Source organism: Aminobacter sp. MDW-2 (assembly GCF_014250155.1).
Taxonomy (GTDB): Bacteria; Pseudomonadota; Alphaproteobacteria; order Rhizobiales; family Rhizobiaceae; genus Aminobacter; species Aminobacter ciceronei.
Window position 1 is genome coordinate 1,456,908 of record NZ_CP060197.1, and the last position, 18,206, is coordinate 1,475,113.

General features: G+C 64.5%; 16 protein-coding genes. 10 read left to right on the top strand and 6 right to left on the bottom strand.

All coding sequences use genetic code 11. The annotated features are described in order from the left end of the window. Nucleotides 1–76: 76 nt before the first annotated feature. From H5P29_RS07085 to H5P29_RS07095, 3 genes are all read right to left on the bottom strand, one after another. On the bottom strand, nt 77–715 hold the full coding sequence (locus H5P29_RS07085) for a TPM domain-containing protein (RefSeq protein ID WP_067956476.1): 639 nt from the start codon (nt 713–715) through the stop codon (nt 77–79). A 6-nt stretch (nt 716–721) separates the two neighbouring features. Further along, on the bottom strand, nt 722–1,582 hold the full coding sequence (locus tag H5P29_RS07090; RefSeq protein ID WP_067956478.1) for a YgcG family protein: 861 nt from the start codon (nt 1,580–1,582) through the stop codon (nt 722–724). 180 nt (nt 1,583–1,762) lie between these two features. Beyond that, nucleotides 1,763–2,398: a LemA family protein gene (locus H5P29_RS07095; RefSeq protein WP_067956480.1), complete on the bottom strand. Its 636-nt coding sequence runs from the start codon at nt 2,396–2,398 to the stop codon at nt 1,763–1,765. 101 nt (nt 2,399–2,499) lie between these two features. Between H5P29_RS07095 and H5P29_RS07100 the strand changes: the two genes are divergently transcribed. From H5P29_RS07100 to H5P29_RS07120, 5 genes are read left to right on the top strand one after another with little or no spacing between them, the layout of a single operon-like run. Then, nucleotides 2,500–2,757, top strand: coding sequence for a hypothetical protein (locus H5P29_RS07100; protein ID WP_067956482.1), 258 nt, complete (start codon nt 2,500–2,502; stop codon nt 2,755–2,757). A 2-nt stretch (nt 2,758–2,759) separates the two neighbouring features. Beyond that, a complete protein-coding gene (locus H5P29_RS07105) occupies nt 2,760–2,981 on the top strand; it encodes a hypothetical protein (protein WP_154386225.1) in 222 nt (73 codons plus the stop codon). Then, nucleotides 2,981–3,883 (top strand): pyridoxal kinase PdxY, encoded by a 903-nt coding sequence (pdxY, locus tag H5P29_RS07110; RefSeq protein ID WP_067956485.1) that lies wholly within the window; start codon nt 2,981–2,983, stop codon nt 3,881–3,883. Before H5P29_RS07105 ends, pdxY begins: the two co-directional genes overlap by 1 nt. After that, nucleotides 3,880–4,632 (top strand): DUF429 domain-containing protein, encoded by a 753-nt coding sequence (locus tag H5P29_RS07115; RefSeq protein WP_067956488.1) that lies wholly within the window; start codon nt 3,880–3,882, stop codon nt 4,630–4,632. Before pdxY ends, H5P29_RS07115 begins: the two co-directional genes overlap by 4 nt. Nucleotides 4,633–4,675: 43 nt before the next feature. After that, nucleotides 4,676–5,080 (top strand): nuclear transport factor 2 family protein, encoded by a 405-nt coding sequence (locus tag H5P29_RS07120; protein WP_067956490.1) that lies wholly within the window; start codon nt 4,676–4,678, stop codon nt 5,078–5,080. Nucleotides 5,081–5,160: 80 nt separating this feature from the next. Here H5P29_RS07120 and H5P29_RS07125 read toward each other — a convergent pair whose 3' ends face one another. Together H5P29_RS07125 and H5P29_RS07130 are read right to left on the bottom strand one after the other, a co-directional pair. Continuing rightward, the gene (locus tag H5P29_RS07125; protein ID WP_067956491.1) at nt 5,161–6,417 is read right to left on the bottom strand and encodes a multidrug effflux MFS transporter; all 1,257 of its coding nucleotides are present in this window, start codon (nt 6,415–6,417) and stop codon (nt 5,161–5,163) included. After that, the gene (locus tag H5P29_RS07130) at nt 6,414–6,890 is read right to left on the bottom strand and encodes a MarR family winged helix-turn-helix transcriptional regulator (RefSeq protein ID WP_067956493.1); all 477 of its coding nucleotides are present in this window, start codon (nt 6,888–6,890) and stop codon (nt 6,414–6,416) included. Before H5P29_RS07130 ends, H5P29_RS07125 begins: the two co-directional genes overlap by 4 nt. Nucleotides 6,891–7,020: 130 nt before the next feature. Here H5P29_RS07130 and H5P29_RS07135 point away from each other — a divergent pair, with 130 nt between their 5' ends. From H5P29_RS07135 to typA, 3 genes are all read left to right on the top strand, one after another. Beyond that, a complete protein-coding gene (locus H5P29_RS07135) occupies nt 7,021–9,075 on the top strand; it encodes a M3 family metallopeptidase (RefSeq protein ID WP_154386224.1) in 2,055 nt (684 codons plus the stop codon). Nucleotides 9,076–9,094: 19 nt separating this feature from the next. Next, nucleotides 9,095–10,054: a small ribosomal subunit Rsm22 family protein gene (locus H5P29_RS07140; RefSeq protein WP_067956497.1), complete on the top strand. Its 960-nt coding sequence runs from the start codon at nt 9,095–9,097 to the stop codon at nt 10,052–10,054. Nucleotides 10,055–10,186: 132 nt separating this feature from the next. Further along, nucleotides 10,187–12,016: a translational GTPase TypA gene (typA, locus tag H5P29_RS07145; RefSeq protein WP_067956499.1), complete on the top strand. Its 1,830-nt coding sequence runs from the start codon at nt 10,187–10,189 to the stop codon at nt 12,014–12,016. A 75-nt stretch (nt 12,017–12,091) separates the two neighbouring features. On the opposite strand, the gene H5P29_RS07150 is transcribed toward typA, so the two are convergent. Continuing rightward, the gene (locus H5P29_RS07150; RefSeq protein WP_067956501.1) at nt 12,092–12,406 is read right to left on the bottom strand and encodes a YciI family protein; all 315 of its coding nucleotides are present in this window, start codon (nt 12,404–12,406) and stop codon (nt 12,092–12,094) included. Between the two features lie 205 nt (nt 12,407–12,611). Here H5P29_RS07150 and H5P29_RS07155 point away from each other — a divergent pair, with 205 nt between their 5' ends. Then, the gene (locus tag H5P29_RS07155; RefSeq protein WP_067966014.1) at nt 12,612–13,223 is read left to right on the top strand and encodes a LysE family translocator; all 612 of its coding nucleotides are present in this window, start codon (nt 12,612–12,614) and stop codon (nt 13,221–13,223) included. Between the two features lie 189 nt (nt 13,224–13,412). Then, on the top strand, nt 13,413–18,203 hold the full coding sequence (locus tag H5P29_RS07160) for an NAD-glutamate dehydrogenase (protein ID WP_067956504.1): 4,791 nt from the start codon (nt 13,413–13,415) through the stop codon (nt 18,201–18,203). Nucleotides 18,204–18,206 lie beyond the last annotated feature (3 nt).

Here is an 18,206-nt window from a genome sequence, read left to right on the forward strand (position 1 = left end):
CGGAATGGCGTTTCATATGATCCGGATCGAGGATCAGGTGCAGGTGTGTCCAAATGGACTCACCAGGGCTATGCGGTCAGATCTCGACGAGGTGGTCGTCGAGTTCGTTGACGTCGGCTGAGGACACCGGGAAATGCCGGGCTAGCAGGGTGCCGACCGTGGCGATGGCCGCAACGAAACCGTCGGCGAGACGGTTGGCACGCGCTTCCGCGGTGAGGTCGCGGACGATGCCGTCCCAGGCATCCTGCGGAACCTTGGCGTGGATGCCGGCGTCGGCGACGACCTCGACATAACGTTCGGCCAGCGACACGAAGATCAGCACGCCGGTGCGTGCGGTGGTGAGATGCACGTTGCGGGCAAAGAACTGCCTGAGCGCGTTGGCGTGGGCGGCGCGGTAGAGCAGGCCGCGCGGGATGAGCCGGATGCGCAGGCCAGGCAGCCACCACAACAGCGCGCAGGCAGCCGCCGCCGCCAGCAGCTGAACGATGACGAAATGCGGCAGCCGGACGGCGACCCACCAGTGTTCGAGCGCGAAGGCGGCGGCGAGGCTGACCAGCAGGATGCCCGTGATGACGGCGAAGGCCGCGGCAAAGAAGTAGCCATCGCTGCGGTGGGCGACGACGCAGTAGATCTCGCCCGAGGTCTGGGCTTCGGCGGCGCGGATGGCCGCGGCGATGCGTCCGTGATCGCTGGGGGGGAGCGTGGTCTGGGTCATGTCGTTCTACCAGCTCCCCGATGAACCGCCGCCGCCGGAGGACCCGCCCCCGCCGGAAAATCCGCCGCCACCGCCGCCCGACGACCAGCCTCCGCCGCCGCTACCCGAGGACCAGCCGCCGCCTGATGACGACGAGCCGGAGCGCTGGTTGTAATTGAAGGTCATGCCGAGCCACTCGTAGCGGCCGGGTCCGAGCCTGCGGCCATACATGCGCGGCAGGATGGCCATGGCCATGCCGCCAAAGAAAAGAGTCGCCCAAAGCGCTATGAAGACGAAAAAGATGATGTCGTCTTCGCTCCAGCCGGCAACGCCGGTCTGCTCATTGCGCTTGGCGCGTGCCTCGAGTTCGGCGCCATCGCCCTCGACGACCATGACGATGTCGTCGACCGCCTTGGAAATGCCGCCCGAAAAATCGCCGGCGCGGAAGGCCGGCACCATGGTGTTCTCGATGATCAGCTTGGTGTGCAGGTCGGTGAGCACACCTTCCAGGCCGTAACCCACTTCGATGCGCATGCGCCGGTCGTTGGGCGCCACGATCAGCAGCACGCCATTGTCCTCGCCGGCCTGGCCGAGCTTCCAGGCGCGGAACAGGCGGTTGGCATAGGGCTCGATCTCCTCGCCGTCGAGGCTGGGGATGGTGGCGACGACGATCTGGTCGGAGGATTTCTGCTCGAAGGCCGCGAGTTTCTGGACCAGCTCGGCTTCGGTGGCGGCGTCGATGATGCCGGCGTCGTCGACGACACGGCCGGTGAGGATGGGCAGTTCGGCGGCGAGGACGGGAGCCGCAAACAACAGCAGAAGCAATGCGAGAAGGGCAGGGACGTGCTTGTGCACCCGCCTCTGGCCTGCCGGCCATCTTCCCAGCAAGGGGGGAGATTGGCAGCGTCGGCCGGCATGCTGGACGTTCGATATGTGCAATGAGCGCAGCCTGCGCGGCCAGCTGATCTCCCCCCTTGTGGGGGAGATGGCCGGCAGGCCAGAGGGGGGGGTGCAGGCGCCTGCGCTCAAGGTCATTTCCGCCACTTCATTGGGCGCGTGACGCCGTCATTACCCGCCCTGGCCGGTGCCGAAATTCACCTTGGGCGCCTCGAGCTTATCTTCGGCGACGGTGAAGTTCTGGAACGGCTGGTTGCGGAACCAGAGCGTGTTCCAGATCATGGCGGGGAAGGTCTTGAGCGAGGTGTTGTAGATGCGAACGGTCTCGATGTAGTCGCGGCGGGCGACGGCGATGCGGTTTTCGGTGCCTTCGAGCTGGGCCTGCAAAGCGAGGAAGTTCTGGTTGGCCTTGAGGTCGGGGTAGTTCTCGACAACCGCGAGCAGGCGTGACAGCGCGCTGGTCAGGCCGGCCTGGTTGTCCTGGAAAGCCTTGAAGGCGTTGGGGTCGGTCAGCGTTTCCGGCGTCACCGTCACCTGGGTTGCCTTGGCGCGGGCCTCGACGACGCCTTCGAGCGTGTCCTTCTCATGCGAGGCATAACCCTTCACCGTCTCGACCAGGTTGGGGATGAGGTCGGCGCGGCGCTGGTACTGGTTCAGCACTTCGCTCCATGCCGCCTTCGCCTGCTCTTCCTGGGTCGGGATGGTGTTGTAGCCACAGGCCGACAGCAACGGCATGACGATCGCCAGAACAACGAAAGCCGGAAGCAGACGGAAAGCAGGAAGTGCCGGCGAAGCTTGCATGCGCATCTGTTTGTCCTCGACAAAGCAACTGATCCGACAGCATTATCACAAACGCGCCCGGAGAAAACCGGCGTTCGATTTGGCGATGATGCCAGGAGTTTTTGACGATGGCGTCACCGAGAGACAGCGACGGCGAGAAGGAATCGCGCCGCATTCTCGACCGCATAGCACGCGAGAGCGACCCTGGCGGCGCGTCGTTCGTGGCGCGCAAGGCCAGCGAAATGCGCAATCATCTCGGCGCCGCCGACGTCGACAAGGCCGATCCGATCGAGCACATCGGCACGCGCATCGGCCGCATCCTCGGTTTTCTCCTGACCATCGGCCTCGTTCTGTGGCTGATCAATTATCTGGTTCGAGGCGGATAGTGGTGACAGGCAGTGAGGATGAGGGGCCGGCGCAATCTCGCCGCATCCTCAAACGGCTGTCGCGTGAGAGCGACCATGGCGGACGTTCGTTTGTCGCACGCCACAGATATGCTGCGAAAGAAGAAGGCGAGACGCCCAATGGCCTCTACATGCTGCTGGGTGCTGTGTTGGCTATCGCGCTTTTCTTCTGGTTGTTGTCTTACATTGCACTGGTGAAAATCTGATGAGCACTGAACAGTCCGGAGCGCCACGCGCGGTCATCGTCGTGTCGAGCCATGTCGCGCGCGGGTCGGTGGGCAACCGCGCGGCGGTGTTTGCGCTGGAGACGCTCGGCCACCCGGTCTGGGCCGTACCGACGGTGATCTTGCCGTGGCATCCCGGCCATGGCCGCGCGACGCGCATCGTGCCGCCGACAGAACAATTCGCCGCCTTCATGGCCGATCTTGAACGGGCGCCATGGCTCGGCGAAGTCGCTGCGGTGCTGTCGGGTTATCTCGGCGAGCCAGGCCAGGTGGAAGCTGTGGCCTCGCTGGTCGAAACGGTGAAGGTGAGAAATCCGAAGGCGCTCTATGTTTGCGATCCCGTCATCGGCGACAAGGGTGGGCTCTATGTCGCCGAGACGCTGGCCGCGGGCATTCGCGACAGGTTGCTGCCCTTGGCCGATATCGCCACGCCCAATCGCTATGAGCTCGAATGGCTGGCGGGTGCCAAGGCCGACGACATGCGTTCGACAATGGCGACTGCCCTCGGGCTCGGGCCGGCAACGATGCTGGTCACCTCGGCGCCGGCGATGATGGCCAACGGCACGGGCAATTTGCTGGTCACCCAGACGCAGGCGCTGCTGGCCGAGCACCGCACGGTCGAGCGCCCGCCGAACGGGCTCGGCGACCTGAGTGCTGCCGTCTTTCTGGCGCGACTGCTGGCCGGGCACACGCCATCCAAGGCGCTGCAGTCGACCACGGCCGCCGTCTACGAGATCCTGGCGCGCACGTCGAAGCGCGGCGGCGACGAGCTGCAGCTCGAAACCGATGCGCAAAGCCTGTCGCATCCGATGGCGATGGTCGAGCTGCGCACGCTCATCCATCCCTCGCGGAGCCGGAAACCCGGCCAGGATTCTGGGGCGTGACGGTTGCCGGCGTCGACGGCTGCAAGGCCGGATGGGTCGCGGTGATCCGCGACGACGCCGGAACGAGAGCTCAGGTGTTCGGCAGCTTCGACGCGCTGTTGGCGGCAATTCCAGACGATGCGGTGGTGGCGGTCGACATGCCGATCGGCCTGCCTGACTTCACCACCAAGGGTGGTCGTGGTCCCGAGATGCTGGTGCGGCCTTTGCTCGGTCAGCGGCAATCGAGCGTGTTTTCGATCCCGTCGCGCGCGGCAGTCCATGCCGAGGCGGCCGAGTTCACCGACCTCGAGGCCTGGTACGCCGCGCATCGCCGGTCGAGCGAGGTCGCTATGAGGACCTCTGAGCCGCCACGCGGCGTCTCGATCCAGGCCTTCGGCATATTTTCCAAGATACGGGAGATCGACGCGCTGATGATCTCGAGGCCGGAGCTGCGTGAGCGCGTGATCGAATCCCATCCCGAAGTGGCGTTCTGGCGGCTGAATGGCGGGCAGGCGATGAGACTGCCGAAGAAGATCAAGGGTCGCGTCAATCCCGACGGCATGGCGGAGCGGAAAACGCTTCTGGCGCGCGTCGGCCATGGCCGCGGCTTTCTCGACCAGCCTGCGCCGCGCGGTGCGGCTGCTGACGACTTCCTCGATGCCTGCGCGATGATGCTGATCGCCGAGCGGCACCGTCGCGGCGAGACCATGAGCTTTCCGTCGCCGCCCGGGCGCGATATCAATGGCATTCCGGTCGCGATCTGGGTTTAATGCTCTCGTCCGACAATTCTCCTGTCCGACAGGGAGGCGTGCGATGTTGCCCGTTCGTACGATTGCAGCAGTCCTGGCGCTGCTGGTGGCTGCCGGCGCCGTGGCGCAGGAGAGCATCGTCGACCGTTGGTATCAGGCGCTGCTCAAGGCGGATGGTCCGACCTTGTCGCAACTGTTGGCCGACAATGCGACGATACGGCTCGACGATATTGGCGTGACCCAGAGCAAGGCGGAGTTCATCGCCTCGATGGATGAATGGCAGGTTGCCGTGAAAGGCGCCAAGATCCGCCACAAGATCGAAGCGGAAATGGGCGAAACGACCGTGGTGCGTACCTGCTACGACTTCCCCAACAATGACATGACGACGCGCGAGACATTTACCGCCAGGAACGGCCTCATCGTCGCCAACACGCAGATGACGATCGGCGAGAATTGCGACGGCTTCTAGGGCGTTTCCGCTTTTCGTCGGTTGCGGAAGCTCTCTGTCTCCATGTCCTGCGCAATTCCGGACGGAAAACTGCTGCTGCTCTAGCCCTGCTTCAGCCGTGCCATCAGCGACGGCTCCGGCAGACGGCGCCAGATCAGCCATGACAGGATGGCAAGGAGGCCCATGATCGGGATCACGGTGGCGAGCGCATTGACCGGGTCACCCATCAATGCCGCCGCTGCACCGCCAACCATTCCCGCGCCCATCTGGAAGAAGCCCATCATGGCGGATGCCGCCCCGGCATTTTCGGGGAAGGGCGCCATCGCCGCCGTCATCATCGCCGGCGAGATCATGGCGATGCCGAAGGCGTAGATGCCGACCGGAACCATGACCAGCAGGAAGCTGGGTTCATAGGTCCTGAGCAGGATGGCCATGGCGATCGATCCGATGGCAACGAAAACCAGGCCGACGGGCACCATCCTTGCTGCGCCGAAACGCTTCATGAAGATGCGCATGACGATCGCGCCGGCCATGAAATTGGCGGTCTGCATCAGCATGCCGACGCCGAACTGGGTGGGCGTGAGGCCGACACGCTCCATCAGAATGAAGGCCAGCACGGTCGCTTGGGTGTAGATCGCGCCGGTCGTGCCGGCGATGACCAGGCAGCAGAGCACGAAATAGGGGCTGCGGAAGAGCGAGCCGTAGGAGGCAACGAGGGCTTTCGGCCTGATGCGGCTGAGGTCGCGCGTCACCGTTTCGCGCAGGGCAAAGATCGCCACCAGCATGACGACGACGCCGAGCAGCACCATCACCACGAAGATGGCATGCCAGCCGAACAACTCCATGGTCAGGCCGCCGAGGGTTGGCGCGATGGCCGGGCCGAGGGCCAAAAGGATGCCGATCATGTTCATGATGCGGGCGGAGCGTTCGTGGGTGAAGACGTCGCGAACGACGGCACGCGCCACCGAAACACCGACGGCGGCGCCGACGCCCTGCAGGAAGCGCGCGACGACGAGCGTTTCGATGTTCGGCGCCATCAGCGCCAGAACGCTTGCGGCAAGATAGATCGCCATGAAGGCGAGCGTGATCGGGCGGCGGCCAAAACCGTCGGAGAGCGGGCCACAGACGAGCTGGGCAAAGGCAAAACCGCCGAAATAGAGCGACAGCGTCATCTTGACTGCAGCTTCGGTGGTGCCGAAGGCCTGGACGATCTCGGGCATGGCCGGCGTGAACAGCGCCAGCGAGATCGGGCCGATGGCAACCATCAGGCCGCCGATCAGCGACACCCGGCGCTCGCTCATGATCGGTGCGGTTTCCACAAGGTCCAGCGCCTGGCTGATATCGGTGCGCATGTTCATGCCGCCGTGTCCTCGCCCGATAGCGCTTCGGTGCGCGTGGCGAGCAGGTTGGTGCGGGCTGCCCGCAGTGAAACGAGAAGGCGCTGCCAGTCGTCCGGATCGATGCCAAGCGCTGCCTCGCTTCGGATCGCGGCGGCGATCGGCTCGATCTGCCTGACGACGGTGGACCCGGCTTCGGTGAGGGTGACCAGCTTGGCACGGCGATCGGCCGGATCGGGCTGGCGCTCGACGAAACCCTTGGCTTCTAGCCGGTCGACAAGACCGCTCAGGGTCATCGCTTCGACACCCAGCCGCTCGGCCAATGCCGTCTGCCTGATCGGACCGGTGCGGCTGACATTGAGCAGCGCCCGGCCCTCGCCGGTGGTCAGGCCGAGGCCGGCTTCAGTGGTGCGGCGGTCCATCTCGGCGCGGATGATGCGCGAGAGATCGTTGACGATGAAGCCGAAAGTGTCGGTTTCCGGACTGGCAGGCATTTTAGTAAGTAATCCTTATTATATGGGTTACTTAGTTTACGTGAGGCGACGAGTCAATGCGGTTGCGCAGTTACCGGTCCGGCCCTACATCGAGGCTGTCCGAACCGAATGCCAATCGAGGAAGCCATTCATGTCCGCCAGCCAGAACATCGATCTCGCGCGTCATCCGCTGACCCATTGGACCGGGCCGCTCGGCCTGCCGGATTTCACCAGGATCGAGGACAGCGATTTCGGGCCGGTGTTTGATGCAGCGCTTGCCGCGCACGCCGCCGAGATCGATGCGATTGCCGCCAATGCGGAACAAGCGACGGTCGCCAACACGCTTGAAGCAATGGAGCTCGCAGGTGATGCGCTCGACCGCGTGTCCTCGATCTTCTGGTGCCGCGCCGGTGCCCACACCAATGACGCGATCCAGGCGATGGAGCGTGAGATCTCGCCGAAGATGGCTCGCCATTTCTCGGCGATCTCGATGAACGAGAAGCTGTTTGCACGCATAGACGATCTCTACTCCCGCCGCGCTTCGCTCGGCCTAGACCCTGAGACGCTGAGGGTGCTGGAAAAAACCTGGAAAGGCTTCGTCCGTTCGGGTGCCAAGCTCGACCCGGTGGGCAAGAAGCGGCTTGCCGCTATCCAGGAAGAGCTTGCCTCGCTTGGCGCCAAGTTCGGCCAGAACGTTCTGGCCGACGAGAGGGAATGGGTGCTGTTTCTCGACGAAGGCGATCTCGACGGCCTGCCGGAATTTGTCCGTGGTGCGATGGGCCAGGCTGCCGAGGCGCGCGGCGAGACGGGTAAGTACGCCGTCACCTTGTCACGCTCGATCTATGAGCCGTTCACGACGTTCTCCGAGCGGCGTGACCTGCGCGAAAAGGCATTCAAGGCCTTTGCGGGACGCGGCGAAACAGGTGGCGAGACCGACAATGCCAGCATTGTGCGCGATACGCTCAGCCTGCGCGCCGAAAAGGCCAGGCTGCTCGGCTATGACAGCTATGCGGCGCTGAAGCTCGACGACACCATGGCAAAGACCCCCAAGGCGGTGATGGAGCTGCTCGAGCCGGTGTGGAACAAGGCGCGCGAGAAGGCCGCCGCCGACGAGACCGAACTGCAGCGCCTTGCAGCGGCCGCCGGCAGCAACGACAAGCTCGCCGCCTGGGACTGGCGCTTCTATCAGGAGAAGCTGCGGGCGGAGAAATACGCCTTCGACGAGGCCGAGCTGAAGCCCTACCTCCAGCTCGAGAACGTCATCAAGGCCTGCTTCGATGTCGCGACGCGGTTGTTCGGCATCACCTTCAAGGAAGTGCCCGATGTTGCCGCCTGGCATCCCGATGCCAGGGTGTTCGAGGTGTTCAACGCCGACGGCAGCACGCGCGGGCTCTTCCTCGCCGACTATTTTGCCCGCCAGTCGAAGCGTTCGGGTGCCTGGATGAGTGCGCTGCAGTCAGGCTACAGGCTGGGCAAGGGCTCGACGCCGATCATCTACAACATCATGAACTCCGCCAAGCCGAAGGCCGGCGAGCCGGCGCTGCTGTCGCTCGACGAGGCCAAGACGCTGTTCCATGAATTTGGCCACGCTTTGCATGGCATGCTGACCGATGTCACCTGGCCGTCAGTGGCGGGCACCTCGGTCAGCCGCGACTTCGTCGAATTGCCGTCGCAACTCTACGAACACTGGCTGACGGTGCCGGCGGTGCTGGAAAAGCATGCGCTGCACTACAAGACCGGCAAGCCGATGCCCAAGGCTCTGCTCGACAAGATGCTGGCTGCCAAGACTTTCGGCGCCGGCTTTGCCACCGTCGAGTTCGCTTCGTCGGCGCTTGTCGACATGGCCTATCATGCCCGGCCGGACGCACCGACGGAGCCCGCCGCCTTCGAAGCCGAGACACTGGAAAAGCTCGGCATGCCGGATGCGATCGTCATGCGTCACCGTACGCCGCATTTCCTGCATGTGTTCTCGGGCGAGGGCTATTCGGCCGGCTACTACTCCTACATGTGGTCGGAAGTGCTCGACGCCGACGCCTTCGCCGCCTTCGAGGAAACCGGCGACGCCTTCAATCCCGGCATGGCCGAGAAGCTGCGCAAGCACATCTATGCGGCAGGCGGTTCGGCCGATCCGGAAGAACTCTACAAGGCCTTCCGCGGCAAGTTGCCGTCGCCGGAGGCGATGATGGAAAAGCGCGGCCTCGTCTAGGCCGCGGACGGGCAGGCCGATGGAACTACCGGCAGCATTGCGGGCGGCGGTCGACCGGGCGCTGGAAGGCGTGCCGCTTGGCGAGTTGCAGCGGGCTGCCGACACCTTGTCGAGCCGCTATCGCGCCGAGTTGCGCGATGGAAAACTGCATCTGTCGGACGAGATGTTCGCCAACGCCTATCTGGCGACGCGGCTGCCGGCGACATTTGCGGCCGTCAGGGCGAGTCTCGAAAGTGCCGCCGAGCTGATGCCTGACTTTGCGCCGAAAAGCCTGCTCGACGTCGGTGCCGGTCCAGGCACGGCACTTTGGGCGGCTTCGGACTGCTGGCCGAGCATCGATTCCGCGACGATGCTCGAGGCAAGCCAGGCGATCCGTAAGGTTGGCCTTGCGTTGTCGGCGCATTCGGGCGTTGCGCATGTGGATTGGCGCGTGGCGGATGCCGCCAAGAGCTTCGAGGCCGACAAGGCCGATCTGGTGACGCTGGCCTATGTGCTGGACGAGTTGTCGCCGGCCGAGGGGCTCGCGTTGGTCGAGCGCCTGTGGGCTGCCACCGATGGCCTGCTTGTCGTGGTCGAGCCCGGCACGCCGGCCGGCTGGCAGCGCATGATGGCGGTGCGACAGCGCCTCATCGATCTCGGCGCACATCTGACTGCACCTTGTCCGCATGCCGACGCCTGCCCGATCGTCGAGCCCGACTGGTGCCATTTTTCGCGCCGCGTGGCGCGCTCGCGGCTGCATCGGCTGACCAAGCGTGGCGAGGTGCCGTGGGAAGACGAGAAGTACATTTTCCTGGCCGCGTCGCGCATGCCGGCTGAACCATTCCGCGCCCGGGTCTTGGCGCCGGCGCGCGGCGGATCGGGCAAGGTCCAGCTCAAACTGTGCCTGGAAAATGGCTCGATCGAGGAAAAGCTCTTGACCAAGCGCGATGGCGAGCTGTTCAGGTCGGCACGACGGGCCGACTGGGGCGACTTCTTGTAGGCTTACCGGCGGGCAGAAAATCGGCCGATTTGCCTGCCCCCCTTTCGCATTTGCGAAAAAAGCTGTATGAGCCCGGCCACACGAAACGCGGCGCGTCGACAGGCAGTGCCCGCAACGCTCCCGAGTAGACATATGAACCTCCGCAATATCGCGATCATCGCGCACGTCGACCATGGCAAGACCACGCTCGTCGACCAGCTTCTCAAGCAATCCGGCTCGTTCCGTGAAAACCAGCGCGTCGCCGAGCGCGCGATGGATTCGAACGATCTCGAAAAGGAACGCGGCATCACCATCCTGGCCAAGGCGACTTCGGTCGACTGGAAGGACACCCGCATCAACATCGTCGACACCCCTGGCCACGCCGATTTCGGCGGCGAGGTCGAACGCATCCTGTCGATGGTCGACAGCGCGATTGTTCTGGTCGACGCTGCCGAAGGCCCGATGCCGCAGACCAAGTTCGTGGTCGGCAAGGCGCTCAAGGTCGGCCTGAAGCCGATCGTCGTCATCAACAAGATCGACCGTCCTGATGGCCGCCATCAGGAAGTCATCAACGAGGTGTTCGACCTGTTCGCAGCCCTCGACGCCACCGACGAACAGCTCGACTTCCCGATCCTCTACGGTTCGGGCCGCGATGGCTGGGTTTCCGAGAATCCGGAAGGCCCGAAGGACCAGGGCCTGGCGCCGCTGTTCGACCTCGTGCTCAAGCACGTACCGGCACCGACGGTTCACCCCGGCCCGTTCCGCATGATCGGCACCATTCTCGAGGCGAACCCGTTCCTCGGTCGCATCATCACCGGCCGCATCGAATCCGGCACGCTGAAGTCCAACCAGCCGGTCAAGGTGCTGCACCATGACGGTTCGCTGCTGGAAACCGGCCGCGTCTCCAAGATCCTCGCCTTTCGTGGTCTCGAGCGTCAGCCGATCGAAGAAGCGCAGGCAGGCGACATCGTTGCCATCGCCGGCCTTTCCAAGGGAACCGTCGCCGACACCTTCTGCGACCCGGCCGTGACCGAGCCGCTGCATGCGCAGCCGATCGATCCGCCGACCGTCACCATGTCCTTCATCGTCAACGACTCGCCGCTGGCCGGCACCGAAGGTGACAAGGTCACCAGCCGCGTCATCCGCGACCGTCTGCTCAAGGAAGCCGAAGGCAACGTCGCCCTCAAGATCGAGGAATCGGCCGACAAGGATTCGTTCTACGTCTCCGGCCGTGGCGAATTGCAGCTGGCCGTGCTGATCGAAACGATGCGCCGCGAGGGCTTCGAGCTTGCCGTGTCGCGTCCGCGTGTCGTCATGCAGAAGGACGAGAACGGCGACCTGCTCGAGCCCGTCGAAGAAGTCGTCATCGACGTTGATGAAGAGCATGCCGGCGTCGTCGTCCAGAAGATGTCGGAGCGCAAGGCCGAGATGGTCGAGTTGCGTCCTTCAGGCGGCAACCGCCAGCGTCTGGTGTTCCATGCGCCGACGCGCGGCCTGATCGGCTACCAGTCGGAACTGCTCACCGATACGCGTGGCACGGCTGTCATGAACCGCCTGTTCCACTCCTACCAGGGCTACAAGGGCGAGCTGCCCGGTCGCACCAACGGCGTTCTGATCTCCAATGATCAGGGTGAGTCGGTTGCATTCGCCATGTGGAACCTGGAAGACCGCGGCCCGATGGTCATCGACGCCGGCGTGAAGGTCTACCAGGGCATGATCATCGGTATCCACAGCCGCGACAACGACCTCGAGGTCAACGTGCTGAAGGGCAAGAAGCTGACCAATATCCGCGCCGCCGGCAAGGATGAAGCAGTGCGCCTGACGCCGCCGATCCGCATGACGCTCGAGCGCGCGCTCGCCTGGATCCAGGACGACGAACTGGTCGAAGTGACGCCGAAGACCATCCGCCTGCGCAAGCTCTATCTCGACCCGAACGAGCGCAAGCGCTTCGAGAAGTCGTCGAAGACCGCCGGCGCGGCATAAGCCACGCGGCACAAATCAAGAGGGCGTCTCCAATGGAGGCGCCCTTTTTGCTTTGGGGCGTGGGTGCGACCCCGACTACATCTCGATGATGGGTGCGACTTCCACCGAACCACCGGCGTGGAGGATAGGGCAGCCCTTGGCGATGCGCGCGGCGTCGGCGGGATCCTTGGCGTCGAACACCGAATAGCCGCTGACCGGATTGGCGCCGCCGTCATTGGTAACAGCGCCGTTGGCGGCAACCGTCTGAGACTTGCCGACCGGATTGCCGCCATCGACGACGGCAGCGCCCAAGCCGGCAAACCAGTCCATCCAGGCCTTCATCACCTTGGCGCCTTCTTCCTCCGATTGCGGCATGGCGCCGCCGTGATAGACGAAGAGAAACTTGGCCATGACATCTCCTCCGTGGCGTGCCGAGGTGCCGGCCACCCGACATCGTGCCGGCGCGCGAGCTATTCATTTGCCTGTAGGCTGTCCTGGACAACCTGCTTTCCTGTCCGATCTCGCAAAGTTGATGGCATAGGCGCCTGGTTCGTCTGGCGGTTGCAAGTTGCGGCGCATGCCGTAAGGTTCCGCGACCAGCCATTCGGGGATGACGATGGAACCGACTTCGCTTCTGATCTTTGCCGGTGCTCTGCTTGTTGCCGCCGGTTCGCCCGGGCCTTCCATTGCAGCACTGGTGGCACGGGTCATCTCGAAGGGCTTTCGTGACGTGTTGCCGTTCCTGGCGGCGATGTGGATCGGCGAGGCGATCTGGCTTTCGCTGGCGGTGTTTGGCCTCGCCTTCGTGGCGCAGTCCTTTCACATGGCCTTCGTCGTGGTGAAGTGGGCTGGCGTCGCCTATCTCGTCTACCTCGCCTGGAAAATGTGGACGGCCCCCGTCGACACGCGCGAAGGCGAGATGCCGAGCCAGGATTCTCCGCTCAAGCTTTTCGCTGCCGGCATGGCCGTGACGCTCGGCAATCCCAAGATCATGATGTTCTATCTGGCGCTGTTGCCGACGATCATCGACCTGGCTTCGGTGAGCGTCGTCGGCTGGCTGGAACTGACGCTGACGATGGCGGCGGTGTTGATCGCCATCGACCTCGCCTGGGTGTTCGCAGCAGCACAGGCGCGCAAGCTTTTGCGGAGCAAGCGGGCGATGCAGATTGCGAATCGGGTGAGTGCCACGACCATGGCGGGTGCGGCCGCGGCGATTGCCGCGAGGTAAAAGGCCAAAGTTTTGTCAGGCCAGGTACGCAGCGAGCCTTGGGGACGCTGCGTCAGCCTATTTTGCAGGCAATTTCTGCCTGCCCGATAGGCGTTTTTGCCTACCTTCCGTCAAACCTTTGTCGCTAAAGGCAGGCCATCTGCTACGATAGTCGCAAAAGCATGTGACGGGACGGGAGAAACTAGCGTCATGGCCGCATCTGTGAAGTCTAAGGCGAAATCCGCCAAGACTGCATCCGCCTCCAAATCCTCCAACAGACCTCCCCAGCTGCACGAATTGCTGCTCGCCCGAGCGCCGGCCGAGGACGTGGCCGATTACGAGCCGGGCATGCTGGAGCGCGCAGCACAGCTCGCCGAGCAGGCCGTGCTCAAGCACCGCAAAGGTTCTTCGGTCATCGACATCGAGACCGACGGCAGCGTCGTCCGTCATGACCGGCCGGTCACTGTTGTCACCGTCGTCAACGACAACATGCCGTTCCTGTTCGATTCGGTGCTCGGCGAGATCACCGAAGCCGCCGGCGAGCCGGTGCTTGTCACCCACCCGGTCATCCACGTGCGCCATGGCCGCACCGGCGTCGACGAGATCCTGAGCGATGGCGGCCACAAGGGCGAGGAGGCGGCCGACAAGGTCAGCGTCATTCACGTCCACATTCCGCCGCTTGGCAAGGAAGCCGCAGAAGCGTTGCGCGAGCGGCTGAAGAAGCTGCTTGGGCAGGTGCGCGCCGCCGTCACCGACTGGAAGCCGATGCTGGCCAGGCTCGACCAGGCGATCTCGGAATTCCGCTATGCGCCGATCCCGCTCGACAAGAACGCGGTGACCGAGGCGATCGCCTTCCTCGAATGGCTGCGCGACGACAATTTCACCTTCCTCGGCATGCGCGAATTCAAATATTCGGGCGGCGAAAAGAGTGGCGTACTGGAACGCTCCGACAAGCCGGGCCTCGGCATCCTCGCCGACCCCGACGTTCTGGTGCTGCGCCGTGACACCATCGACGCGACGTCGACGACACCCGAAATCCGCGCCTTTCTGCATGGCCCGGATCCGCTGATCGTCACCAAGGCCAATGCCAAGTCGGCGGTGCACCGCCGCGCCTATCTCGACTACATCGGCATCAAGACCTACGACGCCAAGGGGCAGCTGTCGGGCGAACTGCGCATCGTCGGCCTGTTCACCTCGACCGCCTACACGCGCTCGGTGATGAAGATTCCCTATCTGCGCTCCAAGGCCGAAACCGTGGTGCAGAAGTCGGGCTTCGACCCTGCCGACCATTCCGGCAAGGCGCTGATCAACGTGCTTGAATCCTATCCGCGCGACGAGCTGTTCCAGGTCGCCGTGCCGACGTTGCGCAAGCATTCCGAGGCCATCCTCGGCCTGATCGAACGGCCGCGCGTGCGTGCGCTGGTGCGTGTCGACCAGTTCGATCGCTTTGTCTCGATCCTCGTCTTCGTGCCGCGCGACCGCTACGATTCGGTGGTGCGCGAGAAGATCGGCGCCTATCTCAAGACCGTGTTCGAAGGCCGCCTGTCGGCCTATTACCCGGCTTTCCCCGAGGGCGGGCTGGCGCGTGTCCATTTCATCATCGGCCGCTCCGGCGGCAAGACGCCCAAGGTCGAGCAGACGGCCATCGAGGCGGCAATCCGCGATATGGTGCGGACCTGGGATGACGGCTTGCGCGAGGCCTCAGCCGAGGCCGGCTCATCCGCATCTTTCGTCAGGCTCGCCAGCCACTTCCCGCAGGACTACCAGAACAGCTTCTCGCCGGCGGCAGCCCTTGTCGATGCCGAGCGCATCGCCTCGATCGGCGCATCCAACCCGATCGTCATCGACTGCTATCGCGATACCGGCCAGGCGCCCGCACAGGCCTCGCTGAAGATCTATCACCACGGCGCGCCGGTGGCGCTGTCGCGGCGCGTGCCGCTGCTCGAGAACATGGGCTTCCGCGTCATCAGCGAGCGCACATTCGAACTGGGCGAGAAGGGCGAAGACCAGATCTTCATCCATGACATGGAGCTGGAGAACGCCTACGGCCAGCCGATCGACCTCGCCGACAGTGGCGCGCTGTTCGAAGAGGTGTTCCTGTCGGTCTGGAACGGCGACGCCGACAATGACGGCTACAACGCGCTGGCGCAGACGGCAGGTCTCGGCTCCAACGAGATTCTTATCCTGCGTGCCTATGGCCGCTACCTGCAGCAGGCCGGCATTCCGCAGAGCCAGGATTTCATCGCGGCAGCGCTGAACCGCTATCCCGATATCGCGCGCGGCCTGCACGCGCTTTTCCTCGCCCGGCTCGATCCGGCACAGGAACAGGACGGCCTGGTCACCGCCAAGCACCTCAAGGCCAAGATCAAGGACGCGCTCGAGGCGGTCCCCAATATTGACGACGACACCATCATCCGGCGCTACGTCAACCTGATCGAGGCGTCGCTCAGGACCAACCACTTCGTGGCGGGTAAGAAGGAGCGTGGCCAATCGCTGGCGATCAAGCTCGACTCGCGCAGCGTCGAAGGCCTGGCAGAGCCGCGGCCGTGGCGCGAGATCTTCGTTTATGGTTCGGAGGTCGAGGGGCTGCATCTGCGCTTCGGCGCGGTGGCGCGCGGCGGCCTGCGCTGGTCTGACCGTGCCCAGGACTATCGCACCGAGGTGCTTGGCCTGGTCAAGGCGCAGCAGGTCAAGAATGCCGTCATCGTGCCTGTCGGCGCCAAGGGCGGCTTCTTCCCCAAGCGCCTGCCCGTGGGCGGCAGCCGCGACGCGGTGTTCGAGGCCGGCAAGGCTGCTTACGTCAATTTCGTCTCCAGCCTGCTGTCGATCACCGACAATCTCGACGGCGACAAGGTGGTGCCGCCGGTGGGTGTTGTCCGCCGCGATATCGACGATCCCTATTTCGTCGTTGCCGCCGACAAGGGCACGGCGACCTTCTCCGACACGGCCAACGGCATCAGCGAGAAGCACGGCTTCTGGCTCGACGACGCCTTCGCCTCGGGCGGCTCGGCGGGCTACGACCACAAGAAGATGGGCATCACGGCGCGTGGCGCCTGGGAAGCGGTCAAACGGCACTTCCGTGAGATGAACCGCGACATCCAGACGACGCCGTTCACCGTCGTCGGCGTCGGCGACATGTCGGGCGACGTCTTCGGCAACGGCATGCTGTTGTCCGAGCAAACGAAGCTGATCGCCGCCTTCGACCACCGCGACATCTTCATCGATCCCGAGCCCGATATGGCCGCGTCCTTTGCCGAGCGCAAGCGGATGTTCGACCTGCCGCGTTCGAGCTGGCAGGACTATGACAAGTCCAAGCTGTCGGCAGGCGGCGTGATCGTTTCGCGCGCCCAGAAGTCGGTGACGCTGCCGCATGCGGCGGCAACGGCGATCGGGCTCGCCAAGACGACCGCATCGCCGACCGAGATCATGAACGCCATCCTGCGGGCGCAGGTCGACCTGTTGTGGTTCGGCGGCATCGGCACCTATGTCAGGGCGACCGGCGAAACCAACCAGGAAGTCGGTGACCGCGCCAACGACGCGATCCGCGTCACCGCCACCGACCTCAGGGTCAAGGTGATCGGCGAGGGTGCCAATCTCGGCGCAACCCAACGGGCGCGCATCGAGTTCGGCCTCAAGGGCGGGCGCTGCAACTCGGACGCCATCGACAATTCGGGCGGCGTCAATTCGTCCGACGTCGAGGTCAACATCAAGATCGCGCTGGCTTCGGCGATGCGCAAGGGCACGCTGCAGCGGCCGGCGCGCAACAAGTTCCTCGCCGAAATGACCGAGGAGGTTGCCGGGCTGGTGCTGGCCAACAACTACGAGCAGACGCTGGCGCTGTCGGTTGCGGCCAAGCGCGGTATTCAGGACATCGCGCATCAGGGCCGCTTCATGAGCGCGCTCGAGGCGCGCGGACTGCTCGACCGCGCCGTCGAGAACCTGCCATGGCCGCCTGCTCTGGCCGAACGCCAGACGCGTGGCGAGCCGCTGACCCGGGCCGAGCTTGGCGTGCTGCTCGCCTATGCCAAGATCGTGCTGTTCTCCGACATCGTCGCCAGCGACGTGCCCGACGAAGCCCATTTCGAACGTGATCTGCTCGGCTACTTCCCCGAGCGCATGGCCAAGAAATATGCCGCCGAGATCGGTGGTCACCGGCTGCGCCGCGAGATCATCGCGCGTGTCGTCGCCAACGATCTCGTCAATCGTGGTGGGCCATCCTTCGTCAACCGGCTGCAGGAGGCCAGCGGCCGTTCGGCGGCCGATGTGGTGCGGGCTTTTGCCGTCGTGCGCGATGGCTTTGCTCTGCCGGCGCTCTATCGCGAGATCGACGCGCTCGACAATGTCGTCGACGGCACGCTGCAGCTCGACCTGTATCAGGCGGTCAGCCGGCTGATCTTCGGTACCAGCGGCTGGTATCTGCGCAACGAGCACAGCGACGCGCCATTGGCGAGCCGCATCGCCGAGCTGCAGGAAGCACGCGCAGCACTGGAGCCGAAGTTCTCAGGCATGCTGCCTGCCTTCACCCGCGAGCGCATCGAAAACCGCAAGGCTGGCTTTGCCGCCGCCGGTGCGCCGGAGAAACTGGCCGAGCGGCTGTCGCTGCTCGAGGCAGGCGAACTGGTGCCCGACATCGCCCTGGTGGCCAAGACCGCCAAGGCCGACATCCTGGCAGCGGCGAAGGCGTTCTTCGGCGTCAGCGAGGCGTTCCGCATTCCGCGGATCGAGGATGCAACGCATGCGATCGCCACCTCTGACTATTATGAGGGGCTGGCGCTGTCGCGTGCATCCGACACCATCGGTGCGGCGCGACGCGGCATCGCGGTTGCGGCATTGACCGGTTTCGGCAAGGCTGCCGATCCGGTCGCTGCATGGCTCGACGCCGGCGGCGACAGGACCAACCGTACCCGCGACAGGCTGCAGGCCCTGACGGAGGGTGGCGACATCACCGTGTCGCGCCTGACGGTGGCGGCCGGGCTGATGAGCGACCTGTCGGGACGCTGAGCC